At 76.2% G+C, this 19025-nt stretch carries 15 protein-coding genes; 10 read left to right on the top strand and 5 right to left on the bottom strand.

What is annotated here, in order from left to right; translation table 11 throughout:
* Positions 1-27: 27 nt before the first annotated feature.
* A complete protein-coding gene (locus ACWERV_RS23395; RefSeq protein ID WP_452936171.1) occupies positions 28-831 on the bottom strand; it encodes a class I SAM-dependent methyltransferase in 804 nt (267 codons plus the stop codon).
* A 187-nt stretch (positions 832-1018) separates the two neighbouring features.
* Between ACWERV_RS23395 and ACWERV_RS23390 the strand changes: the two genes are divergently transcribed.
* From ACWERV_RS23390 to galE, 6 genes are all read left to right on the top strand, one after another.
* A complete protein-coding gene (locus ACWERV_RS23390) occupies positions 1019-1720 on the top strand; it encodes a GNAT family N-acetyltransferase (RefSeq protein WP_398180486.1) in 702 nt (233 codons plus the stop codon).
* Positions 1721-2096: 376 nt separating this feature from the next.
* Positions 2097-3350 carry a precorrin-6y C5,15-methyltransferase (decarboxylating) subunit CbiE gene (gene cbiE, locus ACWERV_RS23385; protein ID WP_452936168.1) on the top strand — a complete coding sequence of 418 codons (1254 nt, stop codon included), beginning with the start codon at positions 2097-2099 and terminating at the stop codon, positions 3348-3350.
* A 303-nt stretch (positions 3351-3653) separates the two neighbouring features.
* Positions 3654-7343, top strand: coding sequence for a nicotinate-nucleotide--dimethylbenzimidazole phosphoribosyltransferase (cobT, locus tag ACWERV_RS23380; RefSeq protein WP_452936166.1), 3690 nt, complete (start codon positions 3654-3656; stop codon positions 7341-7343).
* 457 nt (positions 7344-7800) lie between these two features.
* Positions 7801-9054: a uroporphyrinogen-III C-methyltransferase gene (gene cobA / locus ACWERV_RS23375; RefSeq protein WP_398180477.1), complete on the top strand. Its 1254-nt coding sequence runs from the start codon at positions 7801-7803 to the stop codon at positions 9052-9054.
* On the top strand, positions 9047-9859 hold the full coding sequence (locus ACWERV_RS23370) for a TrmH family RNA methyltransferase (RefSeq protein WP_452936163.1): 813 nt from the start codon (positions 9047-9049) through the stop codon (positions 9857-9859). The genes cobA and ACWERV_RS23370 overlap by 8 nt, the downstream gene beginning before the upstream one ends.
* A 213-nt stretch (positions 9860-10072) precedes the next feature.
* Complete coding sequence (gene galE, locus ACWERV_RS23365; protein WP_452936160.1) at positions 10073-11080, top strand: UDP-glucose 4-epimerase GalE; 1008 nt, start codon at positions 10073-10075, stop codon at positions 11078-11080.
* Between the two features lie 46 nt (positions 11081-11126).
* Here the strand turns inward: galE and ACWERV_RS23360 are convergent, their stop codons facing one another.
* The 4 genes from ACWERV_RS23360 to ACWERV_RS23345 form a co-directional block, all read right to left on the bottom strand.
* Complete coding sequence (locus tag ACWERV_RS23360; protein WP_452936158.1) at positions 11127-12287, bottom strand: acyl-CoA dehydrogenase family protein; 1161 nt, start codon at positions 12285-12287, stop codon at positions 11127-11129.
* The gene (locus ACWERV_RS23355) at positions 12284-13474 is read right to left on the bottom strand and encodes an acyl-CoA dehydrogenase family protein (protein ID WP_452936155.1); all 1191 of its coding nucleotides are present in this window, start codon (positions 13472-13474) and stop codon (positions 12284-12286) included. The genes ACWERV_RS23360 and ACWERV_RS23355 overlap by 4 nt, the downstream gene beginning before the upstream one ends.
* A 58-nt stretch (positions 13475-13532) precedes the next feature.
* The gene (locus tag ACWERV_RS23350) at positions 13533-14366 is read right to left on the bottom strand and encodes an esterase-like activity of phytase family protein (protein WP_452936152.1); all 834 of its coding nucleotides are present in this window, start codon (positions 14364-14366) and stop codon (positions 13533-13535) included.
* 499 nt (positions 14367-14865) lie between these two features.
* Positions 14866-16119 (bottom strand): serine/threonine-protein kinase, encoded by a 1254-nt coding sequence (locus ACWERV_RS23345; protein ID WP_452936150.1) that lies wholly within the window; start codon positions 16117-16119, stop codon positions 14866-14868.
* A 276-nt stretch (positions 16120-16395) separates the two neighbouring features.
* On the opposite strand from ACWERV_RS23345, the gene ACWERV_RS23340 reads away from it, so the two are divergent.
* The 4 genes from ACWERV_RS23340 (at position 16396) to ACWERV_RS23325 (ending at position 18862) form a co-directional block, all read left to right on the top strand.
* Positions 16396-16674: a hypothetical protein gene (locus tag ACWERV_RS23340; RefSeq protein WP_398180457.1), complete on the top strand. Its 279-nt coding sequence runs from the start codon at positions 16396-16398 to the stop codon at positions 16672-16674.
* 273 nt (positions 16675-16947) lie between these two features.
* The gene (locus tag ACWERV_RS23335) at positions 16948-17130 is read left to right on the top strand and encodes a hypothetical protein (protein ID WP_452936147.1); all 183 of its coding nucleotides are present in this window, start codon (positions 16948-16950) and stop codon (positions 17128-17130) included.
* A gap of 294 nt (positions 17131-17424) precedes the next feature.
* A complete protein-coding gene (locus ACWERV_RS23330; protein WP_452936144.1) occupies positions 17425-18516 on the top strand; it encodes a phosphotransferase in 1092 nt (363 codons plus the stop codon).
* 34 nt (positions 18517-18550) lie between these two features.
* Positions 18551-18862, top strand: a complete 312-nt coding sequence (locus tag ACWERV_RS23325; RefSeq protein WP_398449305.1) for a TFIIB-type zinc ribbon-containing protein — start codon at positions 18551-18553, stop codon at positions 18860-18862.
* The last annotated feature ends 163 nt before the right edge of the window (positions 18863-19025 follow it).

Here is a 19025-nt window from a genome sequence, read left to right as displayed (position 1 = left end):
TTCCGCGCCCCGCCCGGCCCGCGCCGGTCAGGCGGGGCGCACCCAGTACACGTCCGTCGTGTACGGCATCTCGATCGCGCCGCTGACCCGCGTCGCGTCGTGCGCCCCGAGCACCCCGGCGAGTTCGGTGCGCACCCTCGCCCGCGCGTCCTCGTCCAGTACCGCGATATGGCTCGACGACATCATGCGCTCCACGACGTCCGCGACCGTCGTCGAGTGCGGGTTGGGCCAGTGCCGCTCGTGGATCTCGCCCCAGCCCGACCCCGGCGCCTCGAACGCCCGCCGCCAGCCGTCCGCCTGCCGGTGCTCGTCGACCGGACCCGCGGCCAGCGGCGGGCTCGGCAGGTCGCGCGGCGCGAGCCGGAAGTAGATGTCCTGGAAGTCCCGCACCCACGGCACCGACGTGTCGTACGTGTTCCACACCAGCGCCAGCGCGCCGCCCGGCCGCAGCAGCCGCCGCACCTCGGCGAGCGCCGCGCCTTCCGCGAACCAGTGCCAGGACTGCGCGGCCACCACCGCGTCCGCGCAAGCCGCCGGCAGCCCGGTCGCCTCCGCCGTGCCCGCGCTCACCGCCACCCCCGGCAGCAGCCCGGCGAGCGTCTCGCGCATCTCCCGCACCGGCTCCACCGCGAGCACCTCGGCACCGGTCAGCGCCAGCAGCCGGGTGAACTTGCCCGTGCCCGCCCCCAGATCGACGACCGTGCGGCCCGCCTCCAGCGGCAGGGCGTCCGCCAGCGCCGCGAGCGCGGCGAGCGGATAGGACGGCCGGGAGCGCTCGTAGACCCCCGCGGCCCGCTGGTAACCGACTCCTGCTGCGTGGTGCACCGTCACGCGGGCTGACGGTAGCAGGATCGGATGACGTCCACGGATACTCGCGGCGACCGCCATCCGCCCTACTCTGGAAGGGCGTTCGCCGCCGAGCACCCCCGCGGCACCCCGGACCGACCCTGCCCGGCGGCCGCCGCGCGCGATGCTGCATGCTGTGCAGTCCACCCACGCCCTGGTTACGGAGCAGTGAATGACCGCCACCTTCCCGGACATCTCCCTCAGTACGGAGCGGCTGCTGCTGCGCCCGTACGACGAGGACGACATCCCCGAACTCGTGGAGATGATGAACGACGACCTGGTGACCGCGTGGACCGGCTCCCCGCGGCCGTACACCGAGGCCACCGCGCGGTCGTTCGTCACCACCGGGGCGCCGGCGGAGCGGACGGGCGGCCGCGGCCTGGTGCTGGCCGTCTCCGAACTGCTCACCCAGCGGCTCGTCGGCACCGTCCAGCTCCAGAACACCGACTGGCGCGTCCGCGGCACCGAGATCGGCTACCTCACCGCCTCCTGGGCACGCGGCGAGGGATACGCCGGTGAATCGGTGCTCGCCGTCGTCCGCTGGCTCTTCCGCAACCAGGGCTTCGAACGGGTCGAGCTGCGCACCGCCGCGGACAACAGCGCCTCGCAGCAGGTCGCGCAGAAGATCGGGTGCATCAGCGAGGGCGTGCTGCGCGGCGCGGGCCTCATCCGCGGCCGGGCCGGCGACGACCCCGCCGGACGCTGGGTCGAGACCCGCACCGACCTGCTGGTGTGGAGCCTGCTGCCGGAAGACCTCGACGACCTGGACGACCCCGACGGCGCCCCTGGCACGGACGGGGCAGGGGAGGGCTACGACGCGTACGCCCCCTACCCCGACTACGCCGACTACTCCGCGGCCTCGCGCCGCCGCTGACCCCCGGCCGTACCGCGCCCGCAGGCCCTCCGCGCGTACCGCGTCCGACGGCCCTCCGGCCGGTCCGCGACCGGTGAACCCCGCGCCGCCCGGACACCGGTGAACCCCGCGCCGCGGCCCTCCCCGCCGCCGTCCGCCGCCCCGCGCCCGACGGATGCCGCAGCGCCCCCGCGCCCCGCCGCGCCGCCCTTACGGCGCCGCCCGCGCCGCGCCCGCCGGGCCGCCCGTGCCGCGGCCACAACAGCCGCGTGTATCCGCGTACCCCTGGCGCCCGCCTCCGGGTTAGGGTTCTCACCCGGACCTCACCTCCGCCCCGCCGGGGAGGCTCCGCCGGCACCCCCCGCGACCCACCCCCACGGCTTGGAGGCAGACGACGATGGCCGACCGGGTCACCGTGATCGGATGGGACGGCTCACCCCCGTCCGAGGCCGCCCGCGCCGCGCTGGACGCCGCCACACTCGTCGCCGGCACCCGCCATCACCTGGCCCTGCCGTACGTCCCCCGGCAGGCCGAGCACATCGTCCTCGGCAGCATCGACATCGCCGCCCGCCGGATCGCCGGGCACCGCGGCACCGCCGTCGTCCTCGCCGACGGCGACCCGGGCTTCTTCGGTGTCGTCCGCGCCCTGCGCGACCCCGAACACGGCCTGGAGGTCGAGGTCATCCCCGGCGTCTCCGCCGTGGCGCGGGCCTTCGCGCGGGCCGGTATGCCCTGGGACGACGCCCGGGTCGTCGTCGCCACCAGCCGCACCCTGCGCCGCGCCGTCAACGTCTGCCGCTCCTACCCCAAGGTCGCCGTGCTCACCGCGCCCGGCGCCGGGCCCGCCGAACTCGCCCTGCTGCTCGCCGGGGTGCACCGCACCTTCGTCATCTGCGAGGCGCTCGGCTCGGACCGCGAGCAGATCACCGTGCTGACCTCCGACAAGGTCGCCGACCACATATGGCGCGACCCCAACATCGTGCTCGTCGTGGGCGGCAGCACCGGCGCCCCCGGCCTGGCCGTGCTCGGCTCCGCCGCCCTGCCGACCGCGCCCGGCGGCCGCCCCGCGACCTCCCGCGGCGGCGGCTGGATCGCCGGCCGCGACCCCGGCTTCCCCGGCCCGGTACGCGGCTGGGCCCTGCCCCCCGCGGAGTACGGGGGCGACGTGCCCGCGCCCGTCCGCGCCTACCAGCTCGCCCGGCTCGGCCCGCGCACCGGCGACCTGGTGTGGGACATCGGCGCCGCCGACGGCGCCCTCGCCCTGGAGGCCGCCCGGTTCGGCGCCGCCGTCATCGCCGTCGACCGCGACGCCCAGGCCTGCGACTGGGTCACCGCCGCCGCCCGCCGGGCCGGCGTCCAGATGCAGGTCGTGCACGGCACCGCGCCCCAGGTGCTGGAGGACCTGCCGGAACCCGACGTGGTACGGATCGGCTGCGCCGATCCCGACGTCGTCGCCGCGTGCGCCGCCCGCCGCCCCGAGCGCATCGTCGCCGCGGCCGCCACCCCGGAGTCCGCGACGGAGATCGACCGCGCGCTGACCGAAGGCGGTTACACCGTCGAACGCATGTTGCTGCGCTCCGCCGCGGCCGACGCCGAGTGGCGGGAGCAGGACGGCCCGGCGGCCTACCTGCTGTGCGGCAGCAGGCCCTGAACCGGGCCCGGCGGCAAGGCCGGTGGGCGGGCCCGCGAGGCGGCGTTTGCGCATGTGGGAGCGCTGCCGCGGGGCCTTGTGTGAGATACGTCCCGCGGTGCGGACTTCGGGGCTGTGGGCGCGGCGAGTGAGGGTAGGCTGACGGATCGTTGTGCCGTCGTCGTGCGTTGACGGGGTGTCGATACGTCCGATGTCCCCGTGGTCGACGTGCCGCATCCCGGGCCCGCTCGTTGGAGTCGGTGAGGGGTGGGTGTGCGCGGCGCAGCGGCTGGAAGGAGCGAAACCGATGGGCGAGGGGCACGCATGACGGACACCGGTCAGATCCCCGGCGAGGGGCTGCCGGAGAACGCGGTCGGCGACGCGGCTCACCAGCCGCACACCGGCGCACTCGGCGCACCGCAGGCCACCGCCACCGGCTGGGGCGCGCAGCCGCCCGCCGGCCTCGACACCCCCCCCTACGGCTACCTCGACCAGCCCCCCGCCCCCGGCACCGGGCTCGACGACGAGGACGACGTCCTGCTCATGCCCGGCCCCCAGGGCACCTGGAGCGACCCGCAGCCCGTGCCGCTCCAGCCCGAGCCGCCGCAGGCGCCGCTCCCCGCCGACCACTTCGCGCCGGGGTACGCGCCCGGCGCTTCTCCCGGCACCTCTTCCGGCACCGAATCCGCCCCCGGTTTCCCGCTGCCGGGTACGCCCCACGAGCAGGGCTTCGCCGCGCCGGGCCAGCTGCCGGGCGCCGAGACCGCCGGATTCGTCCCGCAGGAGCACAGCTTCGCGGCGCCGGGTACCGCCGAGGGCACCGGGGCCGTCGGGCCGGGCGCCCAGGCCGGGTTCGCGCCGCAGGACGGGGCCGCGGGCTTCGCCGCGCCCGGTGACGCGGCCGCCGGGGCGCACGGTGTGCACGGCGCGCCGGATGACATGGCGTCCGGTGCCGTCGCCGTGGGGGAGGGCGCGGCTCCCGGGCTCGCGCCGGGACAGGCCGCCGTACCCGGGCACCTCCCGGGTGCGGAGTTCGCGGCCGCAGCGCCGGGGCAGGCCGCCCCGGGCACCGAGCAGCCCGCCGGGTTCGCCGTACCGGGCCAGGGGCCGCAGAGCGAGCCGTCGCACGGCGCGGGCTTCACCGTGCCGGGAGCCGGGCAGGCGCCCGCCGCTCCGGCCGACCCCGCCACGGGCGGTGCGGCGCCGGGAGCCGAACAGGGCGCCCCGGGCGTCGAGCAGGTCACCGAGGCCGTCGCGCAGCCGCAGGCCGCGGTGCCGGGCGGTCCCGCCGAGGCGGGCACGCCGGACACGGGCGCCGTACGGGTGCAGGGAGCTGACACCCCGCCGGTCGCGGCCGCCCCGCCGCGCCGCCCGCTGCACATGGGCCCGCCGGTCCAGGACACCCCGAGCGGCGGCGTGTCCGTCCGCTCCCTCGCCGACCGCGGGCCCGCGCAGGGTGCCCCCGGCCCGGCCCCCGTCCGCGTGCAGGGCCCGCCGACCGCGGGCCCCGAATACCTCGACGTGCCGCCGCAGGGCCCGCACGCCATCCCCGCCCAGCAGAACGGCGAGCCCGGCGACCCCGCCGCGGCACCGCACGGCGGATGGCCCGCGGTCGACCGCACGCCCTCCCAGCAGTCGCTCATCCCGCACGCCGACAGCATCATCCCGTCCCAGACGCCCCCGGAGCCGGTCACGGCGCTCCCGCAGGCCGAGCCCGCCGCCGTACCCGCCCCGGCACCCGAAGCGGCCCCGGAGGCACCCGCCGCCGAGCAGGCCGGCACGGAGGAGGCGTCCGCGACCCCGCCGCAGGGCACCGCCGTACCCGCGCCCGCCCTCGCCGGGCCCGCCGTGCCGTCGCCCGCGCCCGGCCAGCCCGCCGCCGCGCCCATCGGCCTCGACCTCGCCGCCCCGCCGTCCGGCCCCGCCTTCGACGAGCAGGCGGCCGCGGCCGTGCCCGCAGCCCCCGCCGAGCAGGCCCCCGCGCCCGCCGGGCCCGCGCCCGAGCCCGCCCCCGCCGAGCAGCCCGCGGCCGAACTCCCGGCCCAGGAAGCCGAGGTGGCGGCCCCGGAAGCGCAGCCCGTGGCCGAGGAGCCCGCCGCCGAACAGGCCGCGGAGCCGGAGCAGGCCACCGAAGCGGCCGAGGCCGTGGAGGCGGCGGAAGCGGTGGAAGCCGTGGAAGCGGTGGAGACGGCGGAGGTCGCGGAGGCCGCGCCCGTCGCCGGGGAGGAGCCCGCGGACGAGGCGCAGGACACCGCCGCCGCGTCGCCCGCCCCCGCCGGGGAGCCCGCCGAGGCGTACGAGCCCGCCGTGCGCGACGCCGTCCACCGCGTCATCCGCGAACGCCGCGACATCCGCAACGGCTTCCGCTCCGACCCGATCCCGCCCGAGGTGCTGCTGCGCGTCCTGGAGGCCGCGCACACCGCCCCCAGCGTCGGCCACTCCCAGCCCTGGGACTTCGTCGTCATCCGCTCCGAGAAGACCCGGGAGAAGATGCACGAGCTGGCCATGGCCCAGCGCGAGGCGTACGCCCAGTCGCTGCCGAAGGCCCGCGCCCGGCAGTTCCGCGAGCTGAAGATCGAGGCGATCCTCGACACGCCCGTCAACATCGTCGTCACCGCCGACCCCACGCGCGGCGGCCGGCACACCCTCGGCCGCCACACGCAGCCGCAGATGGCGCCCTATTCGTCCGCGCTCGCCGTCGAGAACCTCTGGCTCGCCGCCCGCGCGGAAGGCATCGGCGTCGGGTGGGTCTCCTTCTTCGACGAGCGCCAGGTCGTCGCCGAACTCGGCCTGCCCGAGCACCTGGAGGTCGTCGCCTACCTGTGCGTCGGGTACGTCGACGAATTCCCCGAGGAACCCGAGCTGATGCAGGCGGGCTGGTCGCAGCGCCGCCCGCTGTCCTGGGTCGTCCACGAGGAGGAGTACGGCAACCGGGCGCTGCCCGGCGAGGAGCCGCACGACCTCCTGGAGGAGACGCTGCGCGCCATCCGCCCGCTCGACGCGAAGGCCCTCGGCGAGGCGTGGGAGCGGCAGAAGCGGATGACCAAGCCCGCCGGGGCCCTCGGCATGCTGGAGATCATCTCCGCGCAGCTCGCCGGGCTCTCCCGGGTCTGCCCCGCGCCCGTCCCCGAGCCCGCCGCCGTGGCGATCTTCGCCGGTGACCACGGGGTGCACGCCCAGGGCGTCACCGCGTGGCCCCAGGAGGTCACCGGGCAGATGGTCGCCAACTTCCTCGGCGGCGGGGCCGTCTGCAACGCCTTCGCCAACCAGGTCGGCGCCGAGGTCTGCGTCATCGACGTCGGCGTCGCCGCGGAGCTGCCCGGTACGCCGGGCCTGCTGCCGCGCAAGGTGCGCGCAGGGACCGCCGACTTCACCGCGGGCCCCGCCATGACCCGCGAGGAGGCGCTGCGCGCCATCGAGGTCGGCATCGAGACGGCCCGCGACCTCGTCGCCGCGGGCAACAAGGCGCTGCTCACCGGTGAGATGGGCATCGCCAACACGACGACCTCCGCGGCGCTCGTCGCCGTCTTCACCGGCGCGGACCCGGCGGAGGTCACCGGGCGCGGCACCGGCATCAACGACGAGATGCACGCGCGCAAGGTCGATGTCGTACGGCGCGCGCTGGAGCTGCACCGGCCCGACCCGGCCGACCCGATCGCGGTCCTCACCGCGATCGGCGGCCTCGAACACGCCGCGCTCACCGGCCTGCTGCTCGGGGCCGCGGCCCTGCGCACGCCCGTCATCCTCGACGGGGTGTCCGCCGGGGCCGCCGCGCTCGTGGCCCGCGCCATCGCGCCCGAGGTGCTGGCCGCGTGCATCGCCGGCCACCGCAGCGCGGAGCCCGGCCACGTCGCCGCCCTCACCGCGCTGGGACTCCGCCCCCTGGTCGACCTCGACCTCCGCCTCGGCGAGGGCACGGGGGCACTGCTGGCCCTCCCCCTCGTCCAGAGCGCCGCCCGCGTCATGCACGAGGTCGCCACCTTCGACGCGGCAGGCGTCACCGAAAAGTCCTGACCTCCCCTTGCGGGGGGCGCGGGGAACTGCGCGCTCAGCCCCCCACCGGCGGAAGGTCCTGCGACGGACAAGGCGTGGCAGCCCGGTGGGAAAGGGGCGCGGGGAACTGCGCGACGAGCCCCCACCGGCGGGAGGTCCTGCGACGGACTTGGCGTGGCAGCCCGGTGGGAGGGGGCGCGGGGAACTGCGCGACGAGCCCCCACCGGCGGATGGTCCTGCGACGGACGTGGCGTGGCAGCCCGGTGGGAGGGGGCGCGGGGAACTGCGCGACGAGCCCCCACCGGTGGGAGGTCCTGCGAGGGACGTGGCGTGGCAGCCCGGTGGGAGGGGGCGCGGGGAACTGCGCGACGAGCCCCCCACCGGCGGAAAGCCGCGCGCGCAGCGCGGGACGCACCTCGGGGCGTATCCGGCGCGCACCGTAAGATCAAAGCTCGCCGTGAACTGCCGAAGGAGCGCGATGGATCGCAAGGACGACGTCCCCGCCTACCCCGTGGGGCTGCGGCTCGCGGGGCGCCGGGTCGTGGTGATCGGCGGCGGGCAGGTCGCCCAGCGGCGGCTGCCCGCGCTGTTGTCGGCCGGTGCCGACGTCGTCCTGATCGCGCCGGAGGCGACCCCCTCCGTGGAGGCGATGGCCACGGCCGGCGAGCTGCGCTGGGAGCGCCGCCCGTACCGTACGGGCGACCTCGCGGAGGCCTGGTACGCGCTGGTCGCCACGCGCGACCCCGCGGCGAACGCGGCGGCCTCCGCGGAGGCGGAGGAGCGCCGCGTGTGGTGCGTGCGCAGCGACGACGCGCGTGCGGCCTCCGCGTGGACGCCCGCGACGGGCCGTACGGACGGCCTGACCGTCGCCGTGCTGAGCGGCCGGGACCCGCGGCGCAGCGCGGGCGTGCGGGACGCCGTGATCGAGGGCCTGCGCGACGGCACCCTCGTGTCGCCCCGGCACCGGGACCGTACCGCGGGCGTCGCGCTGGTCGGCGGTGGTCCGGGCGACCCGGACCTGATCACCGTGCGCGGCCGCCGCCTCCTCGCCGCCGCGGACGTCGTGATCGCCGACCGGCTCGGCCCGCGCGACCTGCTGGACGAGCTGCCGCCGCACGTCGAGGTGATCGACGCGGCGAAGATCCCGTACGGCCGGGCGATGGCCCAGGAGGCGATCAACGCCGCGCTGATCGAGCACGCGAAGGCCGGGAAGGCCGTGGTGCGGCTCAAGGGCGGGGATCCGTTCGTCTTCGGCCGCGGTATGGAGGAGGCGCAGGCGCTCGCCGCCGCGGGTGTCCCGGTGACCGTCGTCCCGGGCATCTCCAGCTCGATCAGCGTGCCGGGCGCGGCGGGCATCCCGGTCACGCACCGGGGTGTGGCGCACGAGTTCACCGTGGTGAGCGGCCATGTCGCCCCGGACGACGCCCGTTCGCTCGTGGACTGGCCCGCGCTGGCGCGGATGCGCGGCACGCTCGTGCTGCTGATGGCCGTGGAGCGGATCGGCGCCATCGCGGACGCGCTGATCGCGGGCGGCCGTCCGGCGGGCACCCCGGTCGCGGTGGTGCAGGAGGGCACGACGGCGGCGCAGCGCAGGGTGGACGCCACGCTCGCGTCGGTCGCCCGGATCGTGGCCGAGGAGGGCGTACGGCCGCCCGCGGTCGTGGTCGTCGGCGATGTCGTGACGGTGGGCGGGCCGGGCGGCGCGTACACCGAGGGCAACGTCCATGGCTGAACCGGTCGCGGTCACCGACCCGGACGACCCGCGGCTGCACGACTACACCGGCCTCACCGACGTGGAGCTGCGGCGCCGCCGCGAGCCCGCCGAGGGCCTCTTCATCGCCGAGGGCCAGAAGGTGGTCCGGCGGGCGCTCGCGGCCGGTTACCCGATGCGTTCGATGCTGCTCACCGAGAAGTGGCTGGAGGCGCTGCGGGACGTCGTCGCCGAGGTGGCGGCGCCCGTCTACGTCGTCGACGACGCCCTCGCCGAGCGGGTCACGGGCTACCACGTGCACCGTGGCGCGCTCGCCTCGATGCAGCGCAAGGCCCTGCCGGACGCGGCGGGCGTGCTCGCCACCGCGCGCCGGGTGGTGGTGATGGAGGCGGTCAACGACCACACCAACATCGGCGCGATCTTCCGCAGCGCCGCGGCGCTCGGCATGGACGCGGTGCTGCTCTCGCCGGACTGCGCCGACCCGCTCTACCGCCGCTCGGTGAAGGTCTCGATGGGCGCGGTCTTCTCCGTGCCGTACGCCCGGCTGGACGCCTGGCCGCGCGATCTGTACGGCACGGTGAAGGAGGCCGGCTTCCGGCTGCTGGCGCTCACCCCGGCGGCGCACGCCACCGCCCTGCCGGACCTGCCGCTCGCCGAACTGCCGCGGCTGGCCCTGCTGCTGGGCGCCGAGGGTCCCGGTCTCAGCCCGAAGGCGCTGGCCGCCGCGGACACCCTCGTCCGGATCCCGATGTCCCACGACGTCGACTCGCTCAACGTGGGCGCGGCCGCCGCGGTGGCCTTCTACGCCGTGGCCGCGGGCGGGTGACCGGCGCCCGGAATCGGGGGAATTCCGTCCGGAATACGCTGCTCATAAAGAAATGCCGGTGCCGACCCATTGTCCGGCCCGCTCGCTCGATATCACCAGGACGTCATATTCCACGGCGCTGTGCGGAGGCTGTGGATTCGGGCCCCGGGGCGGCCCGGACGGTGGTGCTAGGGTTGCCGTAATTCTGGCACGGGGCAGCGGAGATGAGCGCAGATGAAAATTCTTGTCACCGGCGGCGCGGGATATATCGGCAGTACGGTCGCGAGCGCGCTGCTGGACGAGGGGCACACCCCGGTCGTCCTCGACAGCCTGGTCACCGGGCTCGAAGAGTTCACCGAGGGCCGGGTGTTCTACCGTGGGGACATCGCGGACGGCGCGCTGCTGGACCGGGTTTTCCATGAGCACCCCGACATCACGGCGGCGGTGCACTGCGCGGCGCTGATCGTCGTCCCCGATTCGGTGGCCGAGCCGCTGCGCTACTACCGGGAAAACGTGGCGAAGACCATCGCGCTGCTCGAACACCTGGAACGCAACGGCTGCCACCGCGTCCTGTTCAGCTCCTCGGCCTCGGTCTACCTGCCGGGCGCGGACTTCACGGTGGACGAGGATTCCCCGGTGGCCGCGGGCAGCCCTTACGCGCAGACCAAGGCCGTGATCGACCGCATCCTCGCCGACACCGCCGCCGGTACGCCGCTGCGCGCGGTGTCGCTGCGCTACTTCAACCCCATCGGCGCCGACCCGCGCATGCGCACCGGCCTCCAGGTCCGCGAACCCTCGCACGCGCTCGGCAAGATGATCGCCGCGTGGGAGAACGGGGACGTCTTCCGGGTGACCGGCGGGGACTGGCCGACCAGCGACGGCAGCGGCATCCGCGACTACATCCACGTCTGGGACCTCGCGCGCGCCCACGTCGCCGCGCTCACCCGCTTCGACACCGTCGTCGGCGGCGACCACCCCCCGCATCTCGTCGTCAACCTCGGTACGGGCAAGGGCACCACGGTGCGCGAGCTGGCCGCGGCCTTCGGCGAGGTCACCGGCACCCCGCTGCGTACCGAGGACGCACCGAGCCGCCCCGGGGACGTGGTGGGCGCCTACACCCGCACCGAGCGCTCCGCCCGGCTGCTGGGCTGGAAGGCGGAGTTCGACGTGCGCGACGGCATCCGCGACTCCCTCACCTGGCGCGGGCGGCTGCTGGAGCTGCTGGGCCCGGTCGAAGACTGACGCCCCCGGGCCGGGGCGGGCCGGTCGGCGGCCCGCCCCCGTCCGGTCAGGGCGCGGGCGGCAGGTCCACCCGGGCCGCCAGCAGGCGGCGGTGATGGCCGGGGGAGCCCAGCGCGATCTCGTCGGCCTTCGCGCGCTTGAGGTACAGATGCGCCGGATGCTCCCACGTCATGCCGATGCCGCCGTGCAGCTGCACCGCCTCCTCCGCCGCGCGCACCGCGACGGGCGCGTTGTACGCCTGCGCGACGGCCACCGCGATCTCCGTCTCGGCGCTCTGCGCGGGCGACTCCCAGGAGGCCAGCGCGGCGGCCGCGCTACGGGCCGCGGCACGGGCCGACACGACCTCCAGCCACAGGTCGGCCAGCCGGTGCTTGAGCGCCTGGAAGGAACCCACCACCCGGCCGAACTGGTGCCGCTGCTTCAGATGGCCGACCGTCCCGTCCAGGCACCACTGCGCCACGCCCAGCTGCTCGGAGGCCAGCAGCCCCGCCCCGGTCAGCAGCGCCCGCTCCAGCGCCTCCCGCGCGGTGTCCCCGGCGGCCAGCAGCCGCCCCGGCACCCCCTCCAGCGTGACGTCGGCCAGCGGCCGGGTCAGGTCCAGGCTCACCGGCCGGTGGAGCAGCACCGACGCCGCGGCCACCTCGTACAGCCCGGGTCCGTCCGGCCCCTCGGCCGGCACCACCAGGACGTCCGCGGTCAGCGCGTCGGCCACGCTCGTGACCCTGCCCGAAAGCCGCCCGGCGGAATCCGCCCGCACACCCGCCGGGAAGCCGCCGCCCGGGGCTGCGGACAGCGGCACCGCGAGGGCCGCGGTGACCTCGCCCGCCGCCAGCCGCCCGAGCGGCGCGGCAGCCGCGTCCCCGGCCCCCGCGCAGCCCAGCAGCGCCGTCGCCGCGAGCACCGCGCTGCCCAGGAAGGGCGTCGGCGCCACCGCGCCGCCCAGCTCCTCCAGCACCACCGCGGCCTCCCGCGCGGAGCCGCCCTGCCCGCCGTACTCCTCGGGCACCAGCAGCCCGGCCAGGCCCAGTTCGCCGCTCAGCATCCGCCACAGCGCGGGGTCGTACGGCTCGTCCGTCTCGATCCGGCCCAGCACCGCGGCCGGTCCGCAGCGGTCGGCGAGCACCGAGCGCACCGCGTCGCGCAGATCGTCCTCGACGTCGGAGTACAGCAGTCCGGGCGCCGCGGGGGAGGGGGTCGTGGCGGTCATCGGGGCAGGTCCTTCCACGGGACGTCCTTGTCGTTGCGGGGCTCGGAGGGCAGTCCGAGTACGCGCTCGGCCACGATGTTCCGCAGGATCTCCGACGTGCCGCCCTCGATCGAGTTGCCCTTGGCGCGCAGATAGCGGTAGCCCGCGTCGCGCCCGTAGAAGTCGACACTGGCGGGGCGCACCATCGTCCAGTCGCCGTAGCGCAGCCCCTGCTCGCCGAGCAGTTCCAGCTCCAGCCCGCTGAGCTGCTGGTTGAGCCGGGCCATCGACAGCTTCAGGCCCGAGCCCTCCGGGCCCGGGGTGCCCGCCGCCATCTGCTGCCGGACCCGCTCGGCGGTCAGCCGCGCCACCTCCGCCTCCACCCACAGCCGCAGCAGCCGGTCGTGCAGCTCGGGCGTGCGCAGCTCGGGGTGCTCGCGCCAGGTCGCCGCGACCGGCCCGGCCATGCCGCTCTCGCGCGGCACGGACGAGCCGCCGCCGATCGCGACCCGCTCGTTCATCAGCGTCGCCTGCGCCACCCGCCAGCCGTCGCCGACCGCGCCCAGCCGGTGCGCGTCCGGGATCCGCACCCCGGTCAGGAACACCTCGTTGAACTCCGCCTCGCCGGTGATCTGCCGCAGCGGCCTGACCTCCACGCCCGGGTCGGTCATGTCGCACACGAAGTACGTGATGCCGCGGTGCTTGGGCACCTCCGGGTCGGTGCGGGCGATGAGGATCGCCCAGCGCGCGGTGTGGGCGCTGGACGTCCACACCTTCTGGCCGTCCACGACCCAGTCGTCGCCGTCGCGCACCGCGCGCGTCCGCAGCCCCGCCAGGTCCGACCCGGCGCCCGGCTCGCTGAAGAGCTGGCACCAGACCTCCTCGCCGGTCCACAGCGGCCGCAGGAAGCGGGCCTGCTGCTCGGGGGTGCCGTACGCGAGGATCGTCGGGGCCGCCATGCCCAGGCCGATGCCGATCCGCCGCGGGTCGTTGCCGGGCGCCCCGGCCGCGGCCAGCACCTCGTCCGCCGCCCGCTGCAGCCCGCGCGGCGCCCCGAGCCCGCCGAGCCCCGCCGGGAAGTGCACCCAGGCCAGCCCGGCGTCGAACCGCGCCCGCAGGAACTCCGCCGCCGGTGTGCTCTCCGGCGGATGCGCCGTGAGCAGGGCTCGGGCCCGCTCCCGTACCCCGTCGGCCTCGATGCTTCCCATACGCTGCCGTCCCTTCCGCTTCCGGGCTCTCCGGATGGCTAAGCAAGCGCTTGGTAAGTTACTCCCCCGGAAGCCGCACGGCCAGCGCGTACAGCCGGGTGATCTGGTTCGCGCTGTTGTTGTCGTCCGAGACCATCAGCAGCGGCCGCCACCCCTTGCGCGGACCGTCCTTCCACCGCGGCCCCAGCGCCATGCCCTCGACGTTGTCCAGCAGCGGGTTGCGCTGGTCGGACTCCGACCGGGCGACCGCACCGCGCCCGCCCGCCGGGCAGTCCGCCAGGTCGAACAGCAGCTCGCGCTGCACATAGGTGCGCGCCGGCAGGTTGTACAGGGAGGTGTCGCCCGTGACGTCCCCGGCCCCGGCCAGGGACAGCGCGGCCACCTGGATCTCGTTGCCCAGCCCGGTCACGTACTGCCGCTCCAGCGCCAGCAGATGGCCGTCGTCGTCCACGGCCGCCAGATCGGCCAGGTTCAGCCCGTCGCCCGAGCGGTACGCGAACTGCCCCGACGGCGTGTACGTCCCGCCGGGCGTCCCCGTCCAGCGCTGGATGCGCAGCACGTTCTCGCCCCGGTTGTCGCCGTCCCGGGCCAGCGGCGCCTCCCAGCCGGCGTAGAGGTGATGCCCGTTCGGCGACACCGTCAGCGACTCCACGCTGCGGCCCTGCTGCGCGCCGCCCTCCGGCGCGTAGTGCAGATTCGCCGGGATCACCAGGTCCGGGCCGACCTGGCGGCCGGTGTCCATGTCGAAGCGGCGGATCGCGGGCCCGGTCTCGGAGCCGATCAGCATCGTCCGCGGGCCCCCGGCGCGCTGCTCCACGACGAGCGACTCGGCGTCGTACCAGCTGTCGGGGAAGGCCGAGCCGTCCGCCCTGCACAGCGGCAGCGCCCGCATGCACGTTCGAGTTAGCGCACCCATCGTAGGCACCGCACCCCCTCCCCAACTGGACTTACCCGGTTGACCTGCCAGCCACCGAGCATTTCCCCGCAGTTGGGCAAACGGACGCCGGGACGCGGACAACTCCGCGCCCAACGCAAGGCCCACGGCGCCCCGCAGGGGCGCGGGGAACTGCGCGAGCAACCACGACAACGGGAGGTTCGCGCGTCCAGCGCAAGAGGCACCCCCTGGCGCAGCAGGACGGCGGGACGTCCGCGCGTCCAGCGCCAGTGGCACGGCGCCCCGCAGGGGCGCGGGGAACTGCGCGAGCAACCACGACAACGGGAGGTTCGCGCGTCCAGCGCAGGGGGCACCCCCTGGCGCGGCAGGACGGCGGGTCGTCCGCGCGTCCAGCGCCAGTGGCACGGCGCCCCGCAGGGGCGCGGGGAACTGCGCGCTCGGCCAGGACGGAGGGATGTTCGCGCGACCAGCGCAAGAGGCACTCACCCACCACCCCTCAGAAGTGGTGACACCCCTGCACCGTCGCGATGATCACCGCCGCCAGCAGCGTCACGACCACGAACACCGCGAGCCGCTGCCGCATCAGGCGCCGCCGCCCGGCCGCGGGCGCGACGGGCCGCCGCCCGCCCGCCGTGCGCACCGGCGTGCGCGCGGAGGGCATCGTCGTCCGCATCGTCGGCCTCGGCGCCCCGGCGGCGCCGCCACCCGCACCCCCGGCGGAGCCCTGCGCGGGGCCCTGCGCCGAGGACGCGGGCCCGCGGCCCGATGCGCGACCGGCCGCACCGCCCCCGCCGGTGGGGTCGAGCCGCGGCGGGGTCCGCCGCTGCGTGCGCTGCTGCGCGTATTCCTCCGCGCGCCGCCCGACGGGCCGTTCGGGCCGCGGCCCGGCGGCCTTGGGCAGGCCCTCACGGCGCGGCGCGCCGATCCCGCGGGCCTCGCGCGTCGCGATCTCGGTGAGCCGCTCCGAGAGCTGCACCGTGCTGGGCCGCTCCTCCGGATCCTTGGCCAGGCAGGCGTAGACGAGCGGCGCGAGCGCGTCCGGCACCGCGCCGAGGTCGGGTTCCTCGTGGACGACCCGGTAGAGCATGACCTCGGAGCTGCCCTGCCCGAAGGGCGAGTCCGCGGTGGCCGCGTAGGCGAGCGTCGCGCCGAAGGCGAAGACGTCGGTGGCCGGGGTGACGGGCAGCCCGCGCACCTGCTCGGGCGCGAGGAAGCCGGGCGAGCCGACCGCCGTCCCGACGTGCGTGAGGGTGCTCGCCCCGGTGGCCCAGGCGATGCCGAAGTCGATGATCCGCGGGCCCTTGGGCGACAGCAGGATGTTGGACGGCTTGAGGTCGCGGTGGACGACCCCGGCCTCGTGCACGGCGACCAGGCCCTCGGCGAGTGCCGCGCCCATCGAGGCGGTCTCGGCGGCGGAGAGCACCCCGTGCTCGGCGACCTTGTCGTGCAGCGAGGGGCCGGGCACGTACTGCGTGGCGAACCAGGGTCGCTCGGCCTCCAGGTCCGCGGCGACCAGCCGCGCCGTGCAGCCGCCGCGGATGCGCCGCGCGGCGGACACCTCGCGGGCGAAGCGGGAGCGGAATTCCTGGTCCTCCGCCAGTTCGGGGCGGATCACCTTCAGCGCGACCCGCTGGCCGCGTTTGTCCGCGCCCAGGTAGACCACGCCCATGCCGCCCGCGCCGAGCCGCCGGTGCAGCCGGAAGGCGCCGACGACCCGCGGATCCTCGCGCCGCAGCCGCATCATCGCCATGTCCGTACCCCTGCCTCCGGTGGGGGCGGACCCCCTGCTGCTCCACTGCGCCACTTCGGCCGCTGCTGCCCGGCGGGGGCCGGGTCAGTGGCCGGGTGGGCCGCCCACAGCTTACGGACTCACCTCCCGTCGCGCGGTGAAGGCCCGCAGGCGACGGGCCGTGAATTGTCAGTGCCGGGTGGGAAGCTGGAGGCAACGGTGAGGTGCCGGTCCGACAGCGGGCCGTCACCTGGCCGCGATCCGCCAACGGTCCATCCTGCGAAGGGGAATGACGCCGTGAAAGGTGATCGCGTGGAGATAGTCGTCGATGCGGGGGACAGCACCCGCACCTATGAGGTCGTGGCCACCCGGGCCGGTCGCCGGGTGGAGACCGCGGTGCGCCGCGGGGTCGTGGAAGTGAGCGAGGTCACCCGCAGCGGGACGGTCGTGCGGACGGCGCGCTTCATGGCGACGCGGGTGCTCGCCCTGGTCGAGCAGCCCGTGCCGCGGGACGACGAGCGGGCCGAGGAACAGGCGCACGAGCGGGCCGCGGGGGCCCGAGCGGCTCAGGGATGACCCTGGGGAGCCGGGGCGCGGGATCCACCCAGGGGAGTACGCGCGGCTGCCGCCGTCATCCTCCGGGAGGCCTGCGAAGGGGTACCAGGGCCTGACGACCGGGGCTCCGGACGCACCTAATGTTGAGGTCAAGCGGCGGGCGGAGCACTCGTCCCCCGAGGTCAAGCGCCCGCCGCCCCCCAGACGTACCGGTCCACCGGCCCGGTCCGTCTCCTGCACCTTCTTCAACTGCACAACGAACGACCACACGGCGGACCCCGGAAGGGGGCGGGAATGGCGAACACGGTGACGCGCACCACGCGTGCCATGCGCGGCACCCGGCGGACCGGCCCCCGGCACCCGCTGGTGGCGGCGGCCATGGTGCTGCCGCTCGCCGCACTGCTCGCCTACCTCTTCGGAGGGGTGGACGCGGTGGTCGTACAGGCGTCGTCCGTTGCCGGCCTGCTGGGGCGCTGAAAGGCGCCCCGATCCGGAAGAGCGGTCCGGGTCAGGGACTCACCGGTGGACCCCGTGGGGACGGGGGTAGGGCGGACGACTGCGCTTGCCCGGGTATCTCATGCGGATACCCGGGCATTGCGCTGCCCGGCTCCGGCTCCGGCTCGCGAGGGCCCCACGGATCCCCGCCCCGAGCGGCCTCCGTGCGGCGTGCGGACGGCCGCGGGGGGCGGCGGGCTCGGGCGGCGGGCCGGGGAGCCTCCGGACGGCGGACTCCGCCGGGACGGGGTGGCGGGGGGATGCTTGACTGGGGCAATGACGACCACGGGGGAGCAGTCCGGGGCCGCCCGGCAGGGCGGCGCGGTCCGTATCGACCGGCAGGCGGCGCGCCGCACCGCCGTCCCCGTCGCGGACGACGCCCTCGTCACCGCGCTCGCCGCGACCGCGGCCGCCGCCGCCCGGCGCACCCCGCAGGCCGTCCGGCGGGCGGCGGGCCCGGTGGCCGGTCAGCCCACCGTGCCCGCCGCGACCACCGTGCTGGCCGACCGCCCCGACGGCACAGTGGTGCGGGTCGGCGCGGTCGTGGCCAAGGCGCACGCACCCGGCACGGACGCCGCCGCGCTCGCCGTCCGCGTCGGTGTCGCGGGCCATCCGGCCCTGCGCGGGATCCTGCTGGCCCCGCTGCCGCAGGATCCGCCGCCGCGCGCGCTCGCCCCGGACACCGCCGTGCTGTCCGTCGCCACGGGCGGCAGGCCCGTCAGCGCCTGGCCCTACGGTGTGCCCGTGGACCGGCACGACCCGGCGGCCGCGCCCTGGGCGGAGGCGGCGGTGCTGCTCGCCCGGCTGCACCTGGTGCCGCCGGGCGCGCTGCCGGGTCCGCTGCCGCCGATGCGGGGTCCCGCGAAGGCCGCGCTCGCGGTGGCCCGGCTGCGCGGGGTCGCGGATTCGGCGGCGGCCCGTACCGTACGGCGGGCGTGGCGGCGGCTGCCCGCGTGGGCCAGGGACGAGGCCCCGCACCCGGGCCCCGCGGCGCTGTGCCACGGCGACCTGCACCTGGGCCAGCTCGTCCGGCACCCGGCGCCCGACGGCCCCTGGCAGCTCATCGACGTCGACGACCTCGGCACGGGCCCGGCCGCGTGGGACCTGGCCCGTCCGGCGATGTGGTTCGCGGCCGGGCTGCTGGAGCCGGAGGCATGGGCGCGCTTCCTGGCGGCGTACCGTTCCGCGGGCGGCCCCGCCGTACCGCAGGACGGCGACCCCTGGGGCCAACTGGACGTCCCCGCGCGGGCATTGGCCGTGCAGACCGCCGCGATCGGCGTCGCCAAGGCGGCCCGTGAGGGGCGCGAGCTCGACGAGGCGGAGTCCGAACTCGTGGCCACCTGCGCCCGTATCGCCCATCTAGAGTGAACTCACGTGTTCGAAGCGAGGAGTTGATTCGACGATGGTCTGTCCCAAGTGCCACGGCCAGATGCAGACGTTCAACCGCAGTGGCGTCCAGATCGAGCAGTGCCTGAACTGCCGCGGCATCTTCCTCGACTACGGCGAGCTGGAGGCCCTGACCCAGCTCGAAGGCAAGTGGAACCAGCCCGCCCCGCCGCCGCAGGCCTACCCGGCGGCCCCCGTCCCGCCGCCGCCCGCCTACCCGCAGGCCCCCGGCTGGGGCGCCCCGCAGTACGGCCACGGCCATGGGCACGGGCACGGCCACAAGCACCACGGCCACGGCGGCTTCGCGCACATGCTCTTCTCGTCCTGACCGGCGCCGGGCGGTCCACCGGCGGACCGCCCGGCCACGGCGCGCCCACCGCACGCGGACACGGCCGAGGGCCCGGAAGCTGCTGCTTCCGGGCCCTCGGCCGTGCTGGTGGACGATACTGGGATTGAACCAGTGACCTCTTCCGTGTCAGGGAAGCGCTCTC

This window comes from Streptomyces sp. NPDC004031 (assembly GCF_053604375.1).
The sequence above is the reverse complement of the archived record's forward strand: the minus strand, read 5'-3'. Positions and strand labels throughout refer to the sequence as shown.